General features: G+C 41.0%; 14 protein-coding genes. 8 read left to right on the forward strand and 6 right to left on the reverse strand.

From position 1 onward, the window contains the following. The first annotated feature begins 385 nt into the window (after positions 1–385). Both HMPREF2607_RS01395 and ilvA read left to right on the forward strand, forming a co-directional pair. Complete coding sequence (locus HMPREF2607_RS01395; RefSeq protein WP_070475467.1) at positions 386–4,132, forward strand: glycoside hydrolase family 66 protein; 3,747 nt, start codon at positions 386–388, stop codon at positions 4,130–4,132. A 110-nt stretch (positions 4,133–4,242) separates the two neighbouring features. Next, positions 4,243–5,493: a threonine ammonia-lyase IlvA gene (ilvA, locus tag HMPREF2607_RS01400; RefSeq protein WP_002883616.1), complete on the forward strand. Its 1,251-nt coding sequence runs from the start codon at positions 4,243–4,245 to the stop codon at positions 5,491–5,493. A 125-nt stretch (positions 5,494–5,618) separates the two neighbouring features. Here ilvA and def read toward each other — a convergent pair whose 3' ends face one another. Together def and HMPREF2607_RS01410 are read right to left on the reverse strand one after the other, a co-directional pair. Further along, on the reverse strand, positions 5,619–6,233 hold the full coding sequence (gene def / locus HMPREF2607_RS01405) for a peptide deformylase (protein WP_002883663.1): 615 nt from the start codon (positions 6,231–6,233) through the stop codon (positions 5,619–5,621). Between the two features lie 93 nt (positions 6,234–6,326). Continuing rightward, positions 6,327–6,965, reverse strand: coding sequence for a Crp/Fnr family transcriptional regulator (locus HMPREF2607_RS01410; protein ID WP_002883647.1), 639 nt, complete (start codon positions 6,963–6,965; stop codon positions 6,327–6,329). A 107-nt stretch (positions 6,966–7,072) separates the two neighbouring features. On the opposite strand from HMPREF2607_RS01410, the gene HMPREF2607_RS01415 reads away from it, so the two are divergent. After that, positions 7,073–8,230 carry an MFS transporter gene (locus HMPREF2607_RS01415; RefSeq protein WP_070475469.1) on the forward strand — a complete coding sequence of 386 codons (1,158 nt, stop codon included), beginning with the start codon at positions 7,073–7,075 and terminating at the stop codon, positions 8,228–8,230. A gap of 149 nt (positions 8,231–8,379) precedes the next feature. After that, complete coding sequence (rpsO, locus tag HMPREF2607_RS01420) at positions 8,380–8,649, forward strand: 30S ribosomal protein S15 (protein WP_002883618.1); 270 nt, start codon at positions 8,380–8,382, stop codon at positions 8,647–8,649. Between the two features lie 216 nt (positions 8,650–8,865). On the opposite strand, the gene HMPREF2607_RS01425 is transcribed toward rpsO, so the two are convergent. Continuing rightward, entirely contained in the window at positions 8,866–9,456 is a 591-nt protein-coding gene (locus HMPREF2607_RS01425) for a VanZ family protein (RefSeq protein ID WP_021143480.1), read from the reverse strand. 298 nt (positions 9,457–9,754) lie between these two features. On the opposite strand from HMPREF2607_RS01425, the gene HMPREF2607_RS01430 reads away from it, so the two are divergent. Continuing rightward, entirely contained in the window at positions 9,755–12,322 is a 2,568-nt protein-coding gene (locus tag HMPREF2607_RS01430; RefSeq protein ID WP_070475471.1) for an SEC10/PgrA surface exclusion domain-containing protein, read from the forward strand. Positions 12,323–12,412: 90 nt separating this feature from the next. On the opposite strand, the gene HMPREF2607_RS01435 is transcribed toward HMPREF2607_RS01430, so the two are convergent. Together HMPREF2607_RS01435 and HMPREF2607_RS01440 are read right to left on the reverse strand one after the other, a co-directional pair. Beyond that, positions 12,413–13,153: an amino acid ABC transporter ATP-binding protein gene (locus tag HMPREF2607_RS01435; RefSeq protein ID WP_002949253.1), complete on the reverse strand. Its 741-nt coding sequence runs from the start codon at positions 13,151–13,153 to the stop codon at positions 12,413–12,415. After that, positions 13,153–14,700 carry an ABC transporter substrate-binding protein/permease gene (locus HMPREF2607_RS01440; protein ID WP_070475473.1) on the reverse strand — a complete coding sequence of 516 codons (1,548 nt, stop codon included), beginning with the start codon at positions 14,698–14,700 and terminating at the stop codon, positions 13,153–13,155. Before HMPREF2607_RS01440 ends, HMPREF2607_RS01435 begins: the two co-directional genes overlap by 1 nt. Positions 14,701–14,905: 205 nt before the next feature. On the opposite strand from HMPREF2607_RS01440, the gene HMPREF2607_RS01445 reads away from it, so the two are divergent. Beyond that, positions 14,906–15,760: an undecaprenyl-diphosphate phosphatase gene (locus HMPREF2607_RS01445; protein WP_002883622.1), complete on the forward strand. Its 855-nt coding sequence runs from the start codon at positions 14,906–14,908 to the stop codon at positions 15,758–15,760. A 59-nt stretch (positions 15,761–15,819) separates the two neighbouring features. On the opposite strand, the gene HMPREF2607_RS01450 is transcribed toward HMPREF2607_RS01445, so the two are convergent. After that, positions 15,820–16,191 (reverse strand): DUF3021 family protein, encoded by a 372-nt coding sequence (locus HMPREF2607_RS01450; RefSeq protein ID WP_037620112.1) that lies wholly within the window; start codon positions 16,189–16,191, stop codon positions 15,820–15,822. Between the two features lie 206 nt (positions 16,192–16,397). On the opposite strand from HMPREF2607_RS01450, the gene mecA reads away from it, so the two are divergent. Both mecA and HMPREF2607_RS01460 read left to right on the forward strand, forming a co-directional pair. Then, positions 16,398–17,147 (forward strand): adaptor protein MecA, encoded by a 750-nt coding sequence (mecA, locus tag HMPREF2607_RS01455; RefSeq protein WP_070475476.1) that lies wholly within the window; start codon positions 16,398–16,400, stop codon positions 17,145–17,147. A 3-nt stretch (positions 17,148–17,150) separates the two neighbouring features. Continuing rightward, positions 17,151–18,308 carry a glycosyltransferase family 4 protein gene (locus tag HMPREF2607_RS01460; RefSeq protein WP_048673974.1) on the forward strand — a complete coding sequence of 386 codons (1,158 nt, stop codon included), beginning with the start codon at positions 17,151–17,153 and terminating at the stop codon, positions 18,306–18,308. The last annotated feature ends 71 nt before the right edge of the window (positions 18,309–18,379 follow it).

An 18,379-nucleotide genomic window follows, 5' to 3' on the forward strand; every position in this document is an offset into this window, starting at 1 on the left:
AGTGGTTTTACCCACTACAGAAATTATAGAGCCGATTTTTTTTATTCTCTCACATGAACTATTTAGGTGATGGATTTTCATTATTTGGGATTTATTTTTGTCATTTTAAGTAGACTGAATCAAGTGAATATTTAATGAAATTAGAAAATGTTGTTCTCAAATTTCTGAAAAAACCTGACCATTCATGATGAAAAAATTACCGTTTACGAGGATTACCGGAAATTCCCTTGTTTTACAAAAAAGATTAAGTTAACATTAGTTTCATAAGAAACACCAAGCGATTTTTATGAAACTAAAAATAACTCGAGTTTACAGCATGCAAATACAAATAGTGATAATTTGAAACGCCGAGGTGATTTAAACTTTTTTAGAGGGATAGAGAGATATGTCAAAGAAAGTAGCATCAACTAAATTATTATCAGGTTTGTTTGTAGCCGGTGGTGTCCTAGGGATGAATCAGGTCGCCAAGGCAGATAACGTGGTCAGTTCAGAAGCAACAAAACCAGTTATTACAACTGAAGCAGATAACTTGGTGGTGGTACCAACTGAGGCCGTTGCTCCAGTAGCGACAACAGAAGTAGGTCCATCATCTGCTGCTGTTGCGACAGATACTGCAACAACAGCGACAGCTTCTACAATCTTTTCACAAGCTGTGCCAGCAGAGAGTGCTAGCTCAGAAACGCTTGTATCCAGTGAAGCACTAGCTCCTGAGTCAGCTGCTGTGGAAACCATCACATCATCATCTGATAATGCTACTGAAGCAGGACGCCATTCAACTGCTCAAGTAACACCAGTTACAGAAGTGACAGAGCAAAACTTGAATGGTGATGCTTACTTGACAGATCCAGAAACAACAAAAGCAGCTTATAGCAAGACAGATGGTGATATTAATTATTCCGTTGTTGTATCTAATCCAACAGCAGAAACTAAGACGATGACTGTCAACTTGACACTTCAACATGCTTCAGAAATTATCGGTCAAGATAACGTTGACCTTACGCTAGCGGCAGGAGCTTCAGCTAAGGTTTCAAACTTGACAGTAGCGTCAGAGTGGTTGACAAACAATACAGGTTACTTGGTGACAATCAGTGTCAACGATAAATCAGGTAGTACTTTGTCAAGCAAGCGTGCTGGCTTGTCTGTTGAAGATGATTGGACAGTTTTCCCACGTTACGGTATCGTAGCAGGTTCGCCAACTGATCAAAATAGTATTCTTGTTAAAAATCTTGAAGCCTACCGTAAAGAGCTTGAGCTCATGAAGTCTATGAATATCAATTCATATTTCTTCTATGATGCTTATAATGAAGCTACAGATCCTTTCCCAGAAGGTGTCGATAGCTTTGTTCAAAAATGGAATACCTGGAGTCACACTCAGGTTGACACTAAGGCTGTTAAAGAATTGGTTGACCAAGTTCATAAGTCAGGTGCTGTTGCCATGCTTTATAACATGATTTCAGCAGATTCAAATCCAAAGAATCCAGCCCTTCCACTTGCTGCTTTGGCTTATAACTTCTACGATAGCTTTGGTAAGAAGGGTGAACCGATGACTTACACTATCGGTGATAATCCAACTCAAGTTTACTATGATCCGGCGAATCCAGATTGGCAAAAATACATCGCAGGTGTCATGAAATCAGCTATGGATCGTATGGGATTCGATGGTTGGCAAGGTGATACAATTGGTGACAACCGTGTGACTGATTATGAGCACCGTAACAGTACAGACGAGGCTGACTCACACATGATGTCTGATTCATATGCGTCATTTATTAATGCCATGAAAGACCTCATCGGTGAAAAGTACTACATCACAATCAATGATGTCAATGGTGGTAATGATGATAAACTAGCCAAGGCACGTCAAGATGTTGTGTATAATGAGCTTTGGACAAACGGTGGTTCAGTTATTCCAGGACGTATGCAGGTTGCCTATGGTGATTTGAAAGCACGTATCGATATGGTACGCAATAAAACTGGTAAATCACTTATCGTTGGTGCCTACATGGAAGAACCAGGTATTGACTATACTGTTCCTGGCGGAAAAGCAACTAACGGTGCGGGTAAAGATGCCCTTGCTGGTAAACCATTGCAAGCTGATGCGACACTTCTCGTAGATGCGACAGTAGCTGCAGCCGGTGGCTATCACATGTCCATTGCAGCCCTTGCCAATGCTAATGCAGCCCTTAACGTTCTTCAAAGTGCCTATTACCCAACGCAATACCTCAGTGTAGCTAAGGACACTATTCGTAAGCTTTACAATTACCAACAGTTCATCACTGCTTATGAAAATCTTCTCCGTGGTGAGGGTGTGACAAACAGCACTCAGGCTGTATCTACAAAGAATGCTTCTGGTGAAATCCTTTCTAAAGATGCTCTTGGTGTGACAGGAGATCAAGTTTGGACATTTGCTAAATCAGGAAAAGGTTTCTCAACTGTTCAAATGATTAATATGATGGGCATCAATGCGGGCTGGCATAATGAAGAGGGTTATGCGGACAATAAAACACCGGACGCACAAGAAAATCTCACAGTTCGTCTTAGCCTAGCAGGTAAAACAGCCCAAGAAGCAGCTAAAATTGCTGATCAAGTCTATGTGACGTCACCGGATGATTGGGCAACTTCAAGCATGAAGAAGGCACAAGCAAGCCTTGAAACAGATGAAAATGGTCAACCAGTGCTTGTCATTTCAGTTCCTAAACTAACTCTTTGGAACATGCTTTATATCAAGGAAGACACAACAGCAACACCGGTAGAACCAGTTACTAACCAAGCTGGTAAGAAAGTAGATAATACCGTAACATCTGAAGCAAGCTCAGAAACAGCTAAATCAGAAAATACAACAGTAAATAAAGGTTCAGAGGCTCCAACTGATACGAAACCATCTGTTGAAGCTCCTAAACTAGATGAAACAACTAAACCAGCACCATCAGTTGACGAGTTAGTAAACTCAGCAGCTGTTCCAGTGGCGATAGCTGTGTCAGAGACCGCACATGATAAGAAAGATGACAACTCAGTATCTAATACGGATCAAGGTACAGTAGCATCAGATTCAATCACTACACCAGCTTCAGAGGCTACAAGCACAGCTGCCTCAACAGTCTCATCAGAAGTATCAGAAGGTGCAATAGTATCATCGGAAGCATCAGAAACTGAAAATAGTTCAGCAGCATCAACTTCAGAGTCAGCAATTCCAACGACGACAGCAATTTCAGAATCACATGCAGTAGTTGAACCAGTGGCTTCTTTGACAGAATCAGAGAGTCAGGCAAGCACTAGCCTTGTTTCAGAAACTACAAGCACAATTGTCTCAGTTGCTCCGTCAGAAGTATCAGAAAGCACAACAGTATCATCGAAGGTCTCAGAAACTGATATTATCTCAGAAACATCAACTTCAGAGACTTCAGCATCTGAATCAGAGAATTCAATCAGCACAGTCGTTTCAGAATCAGAAGTAGTTGAAGAACCAGCTGTTTCATTGACAGAATCAGAAAGTCAAGTGAGCACTTCAGAAGTGACTTCGGCGATTTCAGAAACAGTAAGCACATCAGAGGAAGTCATCCTTGATGGACTATCAGAAAACATCAATAGTTGGAATAGACTCTCTGTAGCTCCTCGCGTCTCAGAAACCTTACCAAGTACTTCTGAAACGATTACAGAAGCAGCATCACTCTTTAGCAACTATGCAAGATATTCAGAAACAGCAAGCTCAGAATCTCACTCTATGGTAGCAGCTTCTTCAGAAGTTTCTATTGAAAAATTAGCAGTATCTATCTTGAAAGATACTGAGGGTGGCTTGTACGATGCAACAACAATCAGAAATATTGTTGAGATGATTGATAGCATTACAACAAATGTCAGCTATACTCGCAGTAGCCGTCAAGACCTTGTCAATACAGCTTCGTCAGATAATACTTACAATGGTAGTCAAGATCTTAACCTTGCAAGTAAGACAACGACGCAAGCAGGTGAAAAAGGAACAACTGAAGATCTTAAGGCTACAATTGCTAAAACAGCAAAATCTCACAAGTGGGGAGAACATGCTGTAGCTATCCTTACAGCTATTGTCCTTGCAGGTGCGGCAACCCTTGCAGCTCTTCGTAACTTCTTGATGTCAAAAAAAGTTGATAAATAATAAGTAGAACTCTTTGTGTAAACAAGGAGTTTTCTTTATACTGGCTGCTATTTTTTCTGAAAATTGTGATACAATAGAAATAGTTTGAATATTGTGTCAAAGGAGAGCCAATGATTACTGCAAATGATATCGTAAAGGCTAATGAAGTCTTAAAAAACGTGGTGGAACGCACACCACTAGATTTTGATCGCTACCTATCTGAAAAATACGGGGCGACCATTTATATTAAAAAAGAAAATATGCAAAAGGTACGCTCTTTCAAATTGCGTGGAGCCTACTATGCTATCCATCAATTGAGTGATGAGGATAAGGCGCGTGGTGTGGTTTGTGCATCAGCCGGAAACCATGCTCAGGGGGTTGCCTACACTTGTAACGAGATGAAGATTCCGGCAACCATCTTTATGCCAGTAACAACACCTCTCCAAAAAATTGGTCAAGTCCGTTTCTTTGGTGGCAAGTTTGTAACAATCAAATTGGTGGGAGATACCTTTGATGCTTCTGCCCAAGCAGCGCAGGAATATACCAAGTCTGAAGGGATGACTTTCATTGATCCATTCGACGATTATAATGTCCAAGCGGGGCAAGGAACTGTTGCTTATGAAATTTATGAGCAGGCTCAAGAGGAAGGTGTTTCCTTCGATAGTATCTTGGTTCCAGTAGGTGGTGGCGGCCTTATCTCTGGTGTAGCTACCTATATCAAGGATGTAGCACCGTCTATGGAGGTTATTGGTGTTGAGGCTAGTGGTGCTCGTAGTATGCGTGCTGCCTTTGACCGTGGTTATCCTGTAAAACTCGAAGAAATTGATAAGTTTGCGGACGGGATTGCTGTTCAAAAGGTAGGTGTCAAGACCTATGAAGTCGCACGTAAATATGTTGACCGCCTCTTGGGAGTTGATGAAGGATTGATTTCAGAAACCCTAATTGATATGTACTCTAAGGTTGGTACCATTGCAGAACCCGCAGGTGCGGCATCAGTGGCAGCTTTGGAAGTGATCAAAGATGAGATTAAAGGAAAAACCATCGTCTGCATCATTTCAGGTGGTAACAATGACATCAACCGTATGCCAGAGATGGAAGAACGTGCGCTTATCTACGATGGTATCAAGCATTACTTTGTGGTTAACTTCCCACAACGTCCTGGTGCCCTTCGTGAATTTGTAAATGATATCTTGGGACCAAATGATGATATCACTCGTTTTGAGTACATCAAACGTGCTAATAAAGGAAAAGGTCCGGTTCTCATTGGTATAGCTCTTAGTGATAAGAACGACTATGATGGACTTCTCGAGCGTCTTTCGGCCTTTGACCCAAGTTATATCAACCTTCACGGTAACGAAACACTATACAATATGCTTGTCTGAGGACAGGTTCAGACAATGAAAAAAGAATCGACGAAGTCGGTTCTTTTCTACTTTGACTTAGCTATAAAGTGGTACTAATGCCTTATCTTCAAACTAAAACCCCAGTATTTCTACTGAGGTTTTCTTTATTCGATAATTAAGAGTCCATCTTTGATGGCGAATGGATTGTCTTTATTGATGCGGTCGTAGAACATGATACCGTTAGTATGGTCGATTTCATGTTGAACAACGATTGAGTTGTAACCACGGAGTTTAACACGTTGCTTTTCGCCCTCTTTGTTGAAGTATTCAACAGTTACTCGAGCATGACGAACCACGTAACCAGGAACATCGCGGTCAACTGAGAGGCATCCTTCGCCATCGCCCAAAGCAGCATCCTGAACAGAATGGGCAACTACTTTAGGATTGTACATGATTTCTTGAAGGCTATATGCTTCTTTTGGTGGATTACCTTCAGCGTCTTCAGGGTTTGGAACGAGAACAGCGATAATGCGTTTTGAAATATCTAATTGAGGGGCTGCAAGACCGACTCCCCCACGAAGCCCCATTTTTTCGGCAATAACAGGATCTTGTGAGTTACGAAGAAACTGCATCATTTTTTCACCTAGGATAATGTCTTCGTCTGATAGTGGGAAGGTTACATCTTCAGCGACAGCACGCAAGGTTGGGTTTCCTTCGCGAATGATATCATTCATATCAATCATATGGCTGGCGCGGATAATTTTGGTTTGAGCATCCATTTGTTTACCTCTATTTTCTTTGATTTACTTGTTTATAACTATAGCACAAAAGGGTTGAAAATTAAACCATCAAGGGTTAAAGTGAGGCTTTTTCTAATCGATAAAAGCCAGTTTTTCCAAGGTTTGTCTCTCTAAAATACGATAGGTCTTAAAAGCCTCTTTTTCGATAATCCCCTGGTCGATAAATTGTTTGATAACTCGCTGTACATGACGATAGCTAGTCCCAAAACGGGAAGCTAAAATGGATGGTGATAATTGAAAGATATTCTCTTCTTCACTATTCAAAATATGGGTGGCCAGACGCTCTTTGACAGAGTAACTCGCATTTGTTGAAGCAGTAATACCTTGCTTATGCAGTGCCATAGCCAGGTTACGTCCAATTTGGTAGAGAAAAACAGGGTCTTTGAGGAGTTCTTCTTTATTATTTAATGGGAGCTGAACTGCTTGAACCTCTTCTAAAGCAATGACTGATGATCCTGCTGGTTGGTTGGTCATAAGTTCTACATCTCCCAATATTTGAGGTTGATTGAGCGTTTCTAGGATATGTTCTTTACCATTGAAGAGAGAACGAACAATTTTTACCTTTCCTGATAAAATGTAGGTCAGCTCAGTGATAGCTTGCCCTTGGGTACAAATATAATCGTTCTTTTGAAAGGTGACTTTCTGTAATTGGTTGAGGTAGGGGGGTGGAAAGACCTGGTCAAGTTGAGGTCTTATGGTATGATTACGCATACATCTCCTTTTTTAGGACCTAGGTCCTATTTTTTAAAGTCTCCTTAGATTATAATGAAAAAATAACTATTAGACAAGTAAGGAAAGGATGTTCTTATCCCTATATTATGACACGAATTTTAGAAAAAATGAGCCTTCTTGGGCTATCCTTGCTCTTGATTTCGGCCTTTTCGATTTCAACAGCGTTACCACCTATGTTGGACTACTATAGCCCAACCTTTTCTGCCGCGCAAGTGGAGCTTTTAGTATCTGTCCCTTCATTTTCCGTAGTCGCGATGCTCTTACTTAATTCATTTATTGACAAATGGCTAAGTGATAGACAGCTAATTGTGACTGGGCTGCTCTTACTTAGTAGTGCTGGGATTTTTCCTTTTTTTGTACAAGCCTATCCTCTTGTCTTACTGTCACGTATTGCTTTTGGAATGGGGATTGGTCTTATCAATGCTAAGGCGATTGCCATCATCAGTCAACGTTATCAAGGTAAAGAGCGAGTTCAGATGTTAGGTATTCGTGGCTCCATGGAGTTGATTGGTGGAGCTTCTTGTTCTCTTTTAGTTGGACAATTACTGAAAATTCATTGGACCTTTGCCTTTCTTATCTATGGTTTTGGTTTTGTGATTTTGATTATGTACCTCCTTTTTGTGCCATCGATGGAGCAGGTGGAGAAGAAGCAGATTACAAAAAGAAAACAAGTTCTGAACAAAAAAGACCTTGGTATGATTCTTGGCATGGCTCTTTTAGCAGGTTTTGTCATCTGTATCAATTCTTCGATTAGTTTGCGCGTGCCTCTGTTTCAAGTTGCTGGTAAGACTATTGAGAGTGGTCAATCAGCCTTAGTACTGAGTTTAGAGCAGGGAATTGGAATTGTAGCTGGACTGAGTTTCGCCTCGCTTATAGGACATTTTAAAAATCGTCTTTTGCTTATAGTGATGTTCTTGTTAGCGGTTTGTCTCTTTGGGATGTCAGTGGCTAGTAACTTACCGATTTTGATTTTATCTTCAGTTGGTGTTGGTTTCTTTTATAGTATTATTTTGACAATTATCTTTAACCGACTTTCTGAGTCTATTGCTAGAAATCTGTTGAACAAGGCGACGGCCTATGTCCTCTTAGGGTGTAACCTAGGGTCAGCCCTTTCCCCTTATGTTTTGAAATTATTGGCACTCATATCTCCAAGTTTTAGTTGGATTTTTCTAGCCTATGCTACAGTAAGTTTCCTACTTTTCCTTGGGTTCTTGATGAATTCAAGAATGACTAAAAAAGTCTAAGCTTCAAAAACTTAATCAGTGAAATCTTGCGATTGACAAAGATTAGTAGATGAGCTAAAATAGAGAGGTCGTAAAGACAAACCAACTCTTTCTTGGTTTTAGGAGAGCCAATCCTAAGACTCGGATGGAGCAAAAAAAGGAGAAAAAACATGGCAATCTCAAAAGAGAAAAAAAATGAAATCATTGCTCAATACGCACGTCACGAAGGTGACACTGGTTCAGTAGAGGTTCAAGTTGCTGTCCTTACTTGGGAAATCAACCACCTTAACGAACACATTAAACAACACAAAAAAGACCACGCTACTTACCGTGGTTTGATGAAAAAAATCGGTCACCGTCGTAACTTGTTGGCATACCTTCGCCGCACAGACGTTAACCGTTACCGTGAGTTGATCAGCTCACTCGGACTTCGTCGTTAATTCAAGATACAAGTGCCTAGGCCTTGTTCAATTGAATACACGAAAATGGAACTGCTCTATGATGGGGCAGTTTTTTTATTCACTAGGATTTTAGCCCGAGTTCAAAACAGCTCTCTAGATGTAGAGGGCTGTTTTTCTGCATTCCTCTAAAAATTTCTGACGATGATTAATCTATAGAACAAACAAAAAAACTCCCAAATTAATTCTGGAAGTTTTTTAACTTAAAATCTTTTTGATAACTGTTTGAAATTGAGGGAGTTGATGGATAGCAGTTCCGACAAGGATACCTAACATATTTAAGGTGATATCTCCCAAATCAAAGACTCCTAAATGTCCGAAGTATTGAATGGATTCGACGGAGAAAAGGGTAAGGAGACAGAGTAGGAGATTACTCAATCGTGAAGAAAAGAGGAGTCCCAGAGGGATGAACATTAACAGGTTCATGATGGGAACGAAGTGGCTACCCCAATATAATTCCCGAGCGAAGGAAAGGGGGTTAAGTGATAGACCCTGGGTACCAATGTTTTTCAAGAAAAGTAGGTAGAAGAGAGCAAGAAAGTAAATGAAGTAGAGTAGGAGTAGTGTCTGTTTTTTCAGCTTTCTAGTAAGAAGGAGTTTCAAAAAAGCGTAGACAAAGTAACTCAGTAGGACAATAATGACTATGTTGAGTAAGACTTGAAAGTAGGAGCCATAATGGGCGATGTAATGAACGTACTGTTCGAGATGCCCCCTATAAAACCAATAAGACAAGGCCAGTGAGAGGATTCCTAGTAAGATGTTACTCAATGTTTTTAATGTTTTTGCCACTTTGCTCCTCCATTTGCATATGATGAGTACACATTATATCAAAAAAACGTTTAAAGAAAGTTAAGAAACTGTAACGAAGTTTTGATAGAATAAAAGGATAAGGCAGAATCAAAGACTAAAAAAGGACTTTGAAACAGCAACTCTACTTTTGACTAACAATTTAATGATTTTTGTAAACAGGCTATGAAAGCTTATAAAATAATTAAATTTTAAAAATTAGGAGTCAGCATCTTGTTTCAAGATTATTAAAATGTTATTATATAGTAGTGAATTTTTAACATAAAAAGGAGTTCGTCTTATGAATAAAAAGGTTTTGGCGACAGCCGGAATTGCAGCACTTGCAGTTTCTGCTACAGTTGCTAAAGCTGATGAGGTAACGACAAACGATCAAGCCTCAACAACAGCATCAGTATCATCGACAGCTACACAAGCTGTCCCAACTCAAGCCCAAGTCGAAGCGGCTAGAGAACAAGCCAGCGCTGCAAATCAAGCAGTATCGCAACAAGAGTCAGTAGTTGCTAATCATGAAGCAGCTGCCAACCAGGCTCAAGCAAACCTAGCGACAGCAGATGCTAACTTGCAAAAGGCACAAACAGCAGCCGATGAAGCAAGTCCAGAAACTATTGCTGCCGCTCAAGGTCAAGTAACTACTGCTGAAAATGCAGCTAAGGAAGCTAAGTCAGCAGTCGAAACAGCTCAATCAGCAGAAAAAACTGCTAAAGATGCAGCAGACAAACAGCAAGCTGTCGTTAATACAGATCAAGCTAATGTCAATGCTAAGGCTAGTGAAGTTGCTAATGCTCAAAAATCAGTAGATGCCGCTAAAGCAGCCTTTAATGGTTCTAGCGCTTCTGAGGCAGCTTCAAACCAAGCTAAAGCACAATCAGCTTTTGATGCTGCAACAGCAGCTGAGAAAAAAGCTCAAGAAGAATTGGCAGCCGCTCAGGCAGCTGATAAAGAAAAAGCTACTGCTATTTCAGCTAAAGAAGGGCAATTGACTGCAGACCAAAATGCAGCAAACCAAGCTAAAGCAGCTTATGAGACTGCTCAAACAGTAGCTAATGAAAAGGCAGCTGCTCTTGCAGCCGCTGAAGCAGCTAAGAAAAAAGCAGAATCTTCAACAACTTCAACAGCTAATGTTCGTCAAAAATTCTCAGTTTCACAAGAATATGTCAATGCTCTTAAGATTCATGAGTCTAAAACAGCGACCGCAGCAGAAAAAGCTCAAGCTGAACAAGTCTTGAAGAACGTTAATAAACGTGATCGTGGTAACAATAGTTATCAAGATAATGAAGCGGATAAAAATGTTAAAATTAGTGATTTGAATAACCTTAGTGAAGCTCAAATTACAGATTTGTCATTGTATGCTTCAAGTTTGATTAACCAAATTCGTACAGCCTTTGGTACAACTCAAACATCTGTTTCAAAAGGTAGTGTTCTTGCGGCTGACCGTGTTTCAGACGGTTATGTAGCAGATAACTGGGGTTGGGAAGCTATTACCCATCAACGACATGATAGTGCCGCCCTTGACCGTGCTGGTAAGTCATTTAATAGTGTAAGTATTGGTGAAAACCTTAATACATGGCAAGGTTTGACAGGACCATTTACTCTTAACGACATTAAGAAATATGTCTATGAAGCTATGCTTGACTTCATGTTTAACGGTAATGAGTGGAACCATGCTCGTTCTATCTCTGGACTTACAGCAGATGGTGGTGAGTCTTACATTGGAACAGACATCAGTGATGTTGCCGGTGCCTTTAACGTTCACGTAAACAATGTCAATAAAAATTCTATCGCTTCTGATAGTAGCTTTGACACAACTAAGATTGCTAACCCATATGAAGGTAACCAATCTCAATCATCTTCAAATGCAAATCTTGCTGCTGCAAAAGCAGCTTATGAAGCTGCTAAGCAAGCTAACGATCAAGCTCAAAGTGATTTGGCTAGCAAGAAAGCGGCTTCTGAGTCAGCAACTCTTAAGCTTAAGAATACTCAGTCAGAACTTGCAGCTCTTAAAGCGACTGCAAGCAAGTTGGCAGCTGCTCAGAATAACCTTTCTGAAAAACAAGCAGCCCTTGCAACTGCTAAATCAGAATTGGAAAAAGCTAACGCTGCAGTTGAAAACCTTAATGCTAACGCACAAGAAAAAGCAGCAGCCCTTAGCAAAGCTAAAGCAACTCTTGATGAAAAACAAGCAGAGCTTCAAACAGCTAAAGATAAACTTGCGACAAGTTCTGCAACCTTGCAACGTTTGACAAATGCCTACAACGCTGCTAAGCAAGATACTGCTAAGAAACAAGTAGCATTGACACAAGCTAACCAAGCTTTGACTGCTGCTAAGAACCGTCTAGCAGCCCTTACAAATGCTTCAGGTAACCTAGCTAAGGCTAAAGCAGAACGTGCAACAGCCTTTGCCAAATTTACTGCGGCGAAAGCAGCTCTTTCAACTGAACGTGCGAAACTTGTTGAATTGTCAGCTAAGCGTGATAAATTAACGAGCGAATACACGACTGTTCAAACAGCCTTCGATAACTACATGAAAGCTAAGGCAGACAAAGAGCGTCAAACACAATTGGCTAAAGAGTATGCTAACATCATCTCTAAAGGTCTTACACCAGTACCTGTTTACGATGTAGATGGTAAAGTTGTTGCTTTCACAATACAAGAAAAAGCAGCTCAAACGGCGGCTCAAATTCCTGTAAATTATGGTCAAACAAAAGCTGAGAAACAAGCTCCTGTACAAGAATCAGACAGCTTGCCAGAAACAGGTGAGTCAGCTGCAGTTGGATTCACTCTTGTAGGTCTCTTTATGACACTATTGGCCTTCCTTGGTTTTGTTGACAGACGTACACGTCGTAACTAATCATTATAGACAAAAAAACGGCAACTGCCGTTTTTTTTATATGTCTGAGAATCTAAAAAAGTTAAGGCCGAAACCTTAACTTTTTTGTTTTTAACCCAAGAAACGTTTGAGGAATTCCTTGGTACGTTCTTCTTTAGGATTTTCAAAGATTTGTTCTGGGCTACCTTGTTCAGCGATTACCCCTTTATCCATGAAGATGACACGGTCTGAAACGTCACGTGCGAACTCCATTTCATGGGTAACGATAATCATGGTCAAACCAGTTCCAGATAGCTCCTGCATAGTCTTGAGTACTTCCCCGACCATTTCTGGGTCAAGGGCTGAAGTTGGCTCGTCAAAGAGGATGGCTTCTGGATCAACAGAGAGGGCACGGGCAATAGCTACACGTTGTTTTTGTCCCCCTGAAAGTTGCTTTGGTTTAGCTTTCCAGTATTGTTCTCCCATACCAACTTTCTCCAAGTTAGCTTTGGCGATGCTTTCAGCTTCTTTACGGTCACGTTTGAGAACAGTTGTTTGAGCTACAATAGCATTTTCCAAGACATTAAGGTTTTCAAAGAGGTTGAAGGATTGGAAAACCATACCGAGTCTTTCACGATAGGTAGTGAGGTCGTAACCTTTTTCAAGGACGTTGTCCCCATGATAGAGGATTTCACCACCTGAAGGTGATTCGAGTAGGTTAATAGAGCGAAGGAAGGTTGATTTCCCTGAACCTGAAGAACCAATAATTGAGATAACCTCACCCTTTTTGACGCTGAGGGAGATATCTTTGAGGACTTCATTTTTTCCGTATGATTTTTTGAGGTTTTTAATTTCTAAAATCGTCTCAGTCATTAGTGAACCCCTCCTTGTGTGTAAGTATCTTGATCCAAACGGCGTTCTACATAACGCAAGATGCGTGTCACTGTGAAGGTAAGGACAAAGTAGATTGCTGCGATAACAAAGAATGTTTGGAAGTATTGATAAGTTTGGCTTGCGACAGTGTTACCTGCGAAGTAAAGTTCCACAACAGAGATAACGTTCAAAACAGAGGTATCCTTGATATTGATAACGAACTCATTACCAGTAGCTGGCAAGATGTTACGGATAACCTGTGGAAGAACAATCTTACGCATGGTTTGAGCGTGGGTAAATCCAAGAGCAGTTGCAGCTTCAAATTGTCCTTTATCTACAGCGAAGATACCACCACGAACGATTTCACTCATGTAGGCTCCGGTGTTGATAGAAACGATGAAGACAGCTGCTAGGGTACGGTCAATATTGATACCAAAGGCCTGGGCAGTACCGTAGTAGATAACCATAGATTGTACAATCATTGGCGTACCACGGAAAACTTCGATATAGACATTAAGAACCCAACCGAAGAGTTTTTGGAGCAAGGCTACAAATTTATTAGCAGCCTTAGGAGCTGTGCGGTAAACACCAATCATAAGACCGATGAAAGTACCTACAACTGTACCGATAATTGAGATAAGAAGGGTAATTCCTGTACCACGTAAGAATTGTGGCCAGTTCTTAGCGATGATAGTGCTCATCTGACTAAAGAAGTTTCCTTTTTTAGCCTCATCAGTCTTATCTGCAGGTTGGATGTTAATGATGTGATCCATCAGTTTGACACGTTCCTCTTGGCTGATTCCAGCAAGGACCTTATTGACTTGCTCCATTTGTTGGCTGTCTCCTTTGCGAAGACCGACGGCCAAGGATACGTCATCATCTGAAACCTGGAAACCACCATCTTTAAGCGTAATCATCTTATATTTTGAGCTAGCTTCTTCGGCAGTTTTGGCTTCAGGACGCTCTGAAACATAGCCATCGATGATACCAGACGCAAGGGCTTGGCGCATAGCACCGAAGTCTCCCATAGCGGTTTGTTTGCTGACGTCTGGGATTTGGTCAATCAAATTATAGAGATAAACCCCTTGTTGAGCTGTGATTTTAGCATCCTTGAAGTCTTTGAGGCTCTTAGCGTTGGCATAATCACCGTCTGAGCTGACAACCATGACAGGTTCGCTTCGGTAGTAGCTGTCTGAAAAGTCGATTTCTTGACGACGTTCAGCTGTTGGACTCATACCTGCGATGATCATATCGATCTTGCCGGAAGTGAGGGCAGGAATCAAACCTGTCCAAGCGGTTTTGACCACCAAGGGTTTCTTCCCTTGAGCTTCAGCGATTTTTTTAGCGATTTGCACGTCATAACCGTTGGCATACTGTTTAGTACCTTCGATTGGAACGGCTCCGTTTGAGTCATCGTCCTGCGTCCAGTTGAAAGGTGCATAGGCAGCCTCCATACCGACACGGAGATACTCGTCTGCTTGAGCGCTTGATACTCCGCCAAAAACGAGGAGGAGCGCTGCAAAGCAGGCTACAATAATTCTTTTCATTGAAACAATGTCTCCTATAAAAATGTCATACCTTACTATTTTACAGGAAATTAGGATTAATGACAATAAGTTGGGATTAGAAAAACAATCTCTATACCAAGATTGTCTTCAAATACAAGTTGTAATTTGATATAATGGGAAGGACGATTTGGAGCCTTGATCATTTTTGGTGTGATGAGGCTAGCATTTTAAAACGGAGATAATTATGCAAACGGCACAATTTATTATTGAATTACTAAAAGCAGTCTTTCTTGGGATTGTCGAAGGTATCACTGAGTGGCTACCGATTTCATCTACAGGTCACTTGATTTTGGTGAATGAATTCTTGAACTTGAGACAAAGTAAAGATTTCATCGATATGTTTAATATCGTTATCCAACTTGGTGCTATTCTTGCGGTTATGGTCATTTACTTTAAACGTTTGAATCCCTTCCAACCTGGTAAGACAGCACGTGAAGTGCAATTGACTTGGCAACTTTGGCTCAAGGTGGTCATTGCCTGTATTCCTTCAGCCTTCTTTGGTCTACTTTTAGATGACTGGATGGAGGCTCATCTCAGTAATTTCTTTGTAGTAGCTATTATGTTGGTGGTCTACGGGATTGCCTTTATTTGGATTGAGGACCGCAATCGACGTGTAGAGCCTAAGGTAACGGATTTGGCACGTATGTCTTACAAGACAGCTTTCTATATTGGTCTTTTCCAAGTCTTGAGTATCATTCCAGGGACAAGCCGTTCAGGTGCTACTATTCTTGGGGGTATCATCGTTGGTACTAGTCGTAGCGTGGCTGCTGACTTCACTTTCTTCCTTGGTATTCCAACCATGTTTGGTTACAGTGGGCTTAAGGCAGTTAAGTACTTCATTGACGGAAATACTTTGACAGGTGGACAAGTAGCTATTCTCTTGGTAGCTAGTGTGACAGCCTTTGTTGTCAGCTTGTTCGTGATTCGCTTCTTGATGAATTACATTAAGAAACATGATTTTACAGTTTTCGGAAAATACCGTATCGTGCTTGGTATTATTGTGCTTCTCTATGGAGCTGTTAAACTTATTTTTGGATAATTACTTTTAAGTAAACTGAAAAGGACTTCAATTGGAGTCCTTTTTATCTGGTTTTGAAATCATTTGTGGATAAGTTTTCCAAAGATGAGATAAGCCAGCAACCATAGGACCAGTCCACAAGTTAAGAAGCTAGCTAGGATTTTCAAGAAGTCCACGACATTATGCAAGGGATACCATCCGGACAAACAGAGGATTGGAAGGATGGTAACACACATGATAGAGAAGTGGAGCAGTGATTGCTGTTTGAGCGATAAACGGTTATCGTCGTAAATGGGAGCAGTTGCTAGTATGATGGCGACAATTAGCCCGGTAAGAAAGGTAGATTTGTTTACTTGATGAGGTTGCCCCGACAAGTAGAGAAGGAGCGTCAATAAACTCGTTATTCCCCCAGCAATGCTAGCTCGTAGCCACCCTTTTTTGTAGGCAGTCATGGTCATCACCTCCACGTATAGGTTCACTTTTATTATACAACTTTCTGGGGGAGATGACAGGTATTAATGGGAAAATACAAGGTTTTGTTAGCATTGAGAAGTTTTTAGAAACCCTATCCTAAATAAGACGCAAACTTGCTCAGAAATTGCTATCTCTTGGCTTTTCTAGTATAATGAAATAACTACTCGTGCGAGGTTTTTTACATATGGAAATGAAACAAATAAGCGAGACAACTCTAAAAATCATGATTACCATGGAAGATCTTGAAGAACATGGTATGGAATTGAAGGATTTCTTGATTCCCCAGGAAAAAACAGAGGAATTTTTCTATACTGTCATGGATGAGTTGGACTTGCCTGATAACTTTAAAAATAGTGGGATGCTGAGCTTCCGTGTCACGCCACGCAAGGATCGTGTGGATGTCTTTGTGACTAAATCAGATCTTAAGGAAGACTTTGATTTCAACGATTTGTCAGATATGGATGACTACTCAGGGCTTTCTCCAGAAGAGTTCCTCAAGGCTCTTGAGGGTAACTTTATGGACAAGGGTGACATCGAAGCACACCATAAGCTCGAAGAGCTTGAAAAGACCTTGGAAGAGGTTGATAAGGCTATGACAGAGCCTACCAAGGAAGTGGCTGAAGAAAATATTCGTGAAGACTATACCCACTATGTCTTGGCCTTCTCTGACTTTGATCAAGTGGTGACTTTTACGCAAGGTTTGAAGGATGTGCCTGTTGAAGGTTCTGAGCTTTATAAACTTGGGGATGTCTACTATATGACAGTCCTTCTTTACTTGGCTGATGAGCCTGATTATTACGCGAACAATATGTATGCGCGTTTTCTTGAATATGCGAATGTGGCAGACCGAACACGTGCCTACCTACAAGAGCATGCAACAATCTTGATGGAAGAGGACGCCTTACCGGTACTACAAGCAACGAAATGGAGCTAAGACATGCCTTGGACCATTAATTATATATTCGTTTTGATTGGGACCTTTTTGATAGCCATCGTGACGACCCCTTTGGTACGCTCTTTGGCCTTACGTGTCGGAGCTGTTGACAATCCCAATGCAAGACGTATCAATAAAAAGCCAATGCCTAGTGCTGGTGGTTTAGCTATTTTGTTGGCCTTTGTACTAGCGACCTTGGTCTTTATGCCTATGATTATCCATAAGGATATCTGGCATGTTTCCTACATCAGGTATATCTTACCGGTTGTTGTGGGTGGATCTGTCGTGGCTCTGACGGGCTTCATTGATGATATCTTGGAATTAAAGCCTCTACCTAAGATGCTTGGTATTGTTATTGGAGCTGTTATCGTTTGGGCTTTTACAGACTTCCGATTTGATAGCTTTAAGATTCCATTTGGTGGTCCCATGATTCATTTTGGGCCAGTATTGACCTTGATTTTAACGGTGTTATGGATTGCGGCCATCACCAATGCCATTAATCTGATTGATGGATTGGACGGCTTGGTTGGAGGAGTTTCTATCATTTCCCTTATGACTATGGGGGTGATTTCTTATTTCTTCCTCTATGATACTGATATTTTCTTGACCATGACCATCTTTGTCTTGGTCGCTGCCATTATGGGCTTCTTCCCTTACAATTATCATCCAGCGATTATCTATCTAGGTGATACGGGGGCGCTTTTTATTGGCTTTATGATTGGTGTCTTGTCATTGCAAGGATTGAAAAATGCAACTGCAGTGGCTATTTTGTCACCTGTTATTATCCTTGGAGTGCCTATTGTTGACACAGTGGTAGCCATTGTCCGCCGGAAATTGTCAGGGCGTCCAGCCATGGAGGCTGACAAGATGCACTTGCATCATCGCCTTCTAGCCATGGGCTTCACTCATCGAGGGGCGGTTCTGGTGGTTTATGCCATCGCTATCCTCTTTTCATTGATTGCCCTCCTGTTAAACGTTTCCAGCCGTTTCGGTGGTATTCTCTTGCTCTTGAGTTTACTTTTGGGAATGGAAATTCTGATTGAAGGGCTTGAGATTTGGGGCGTTGGTCGAACACCTCTCTTCAACTTCCTGAAATTTATCGGGAATAGTGATTATCGCCAAGCAACCATGTTAAAATGGAAGCAAGGGCGAAAAAATTAAACATTTGAAAAGCCAAGTAATGGCTTTTTTGTTATAATGATTCTAATTAAGGAAAATGGAAGTTCTCTTTT

Origin of the sequence: Streptococcus sp. HMSC078H03 (assembly GCF_001808655.1) — a bacterium.
In the GTDB taxonomy this organism is placed as follows: Bacteria; Bacillota; Bacilli; order Lactobacillales; family Streptococcaceae; genus Streptococcus; species Streptococcus salivarius_G.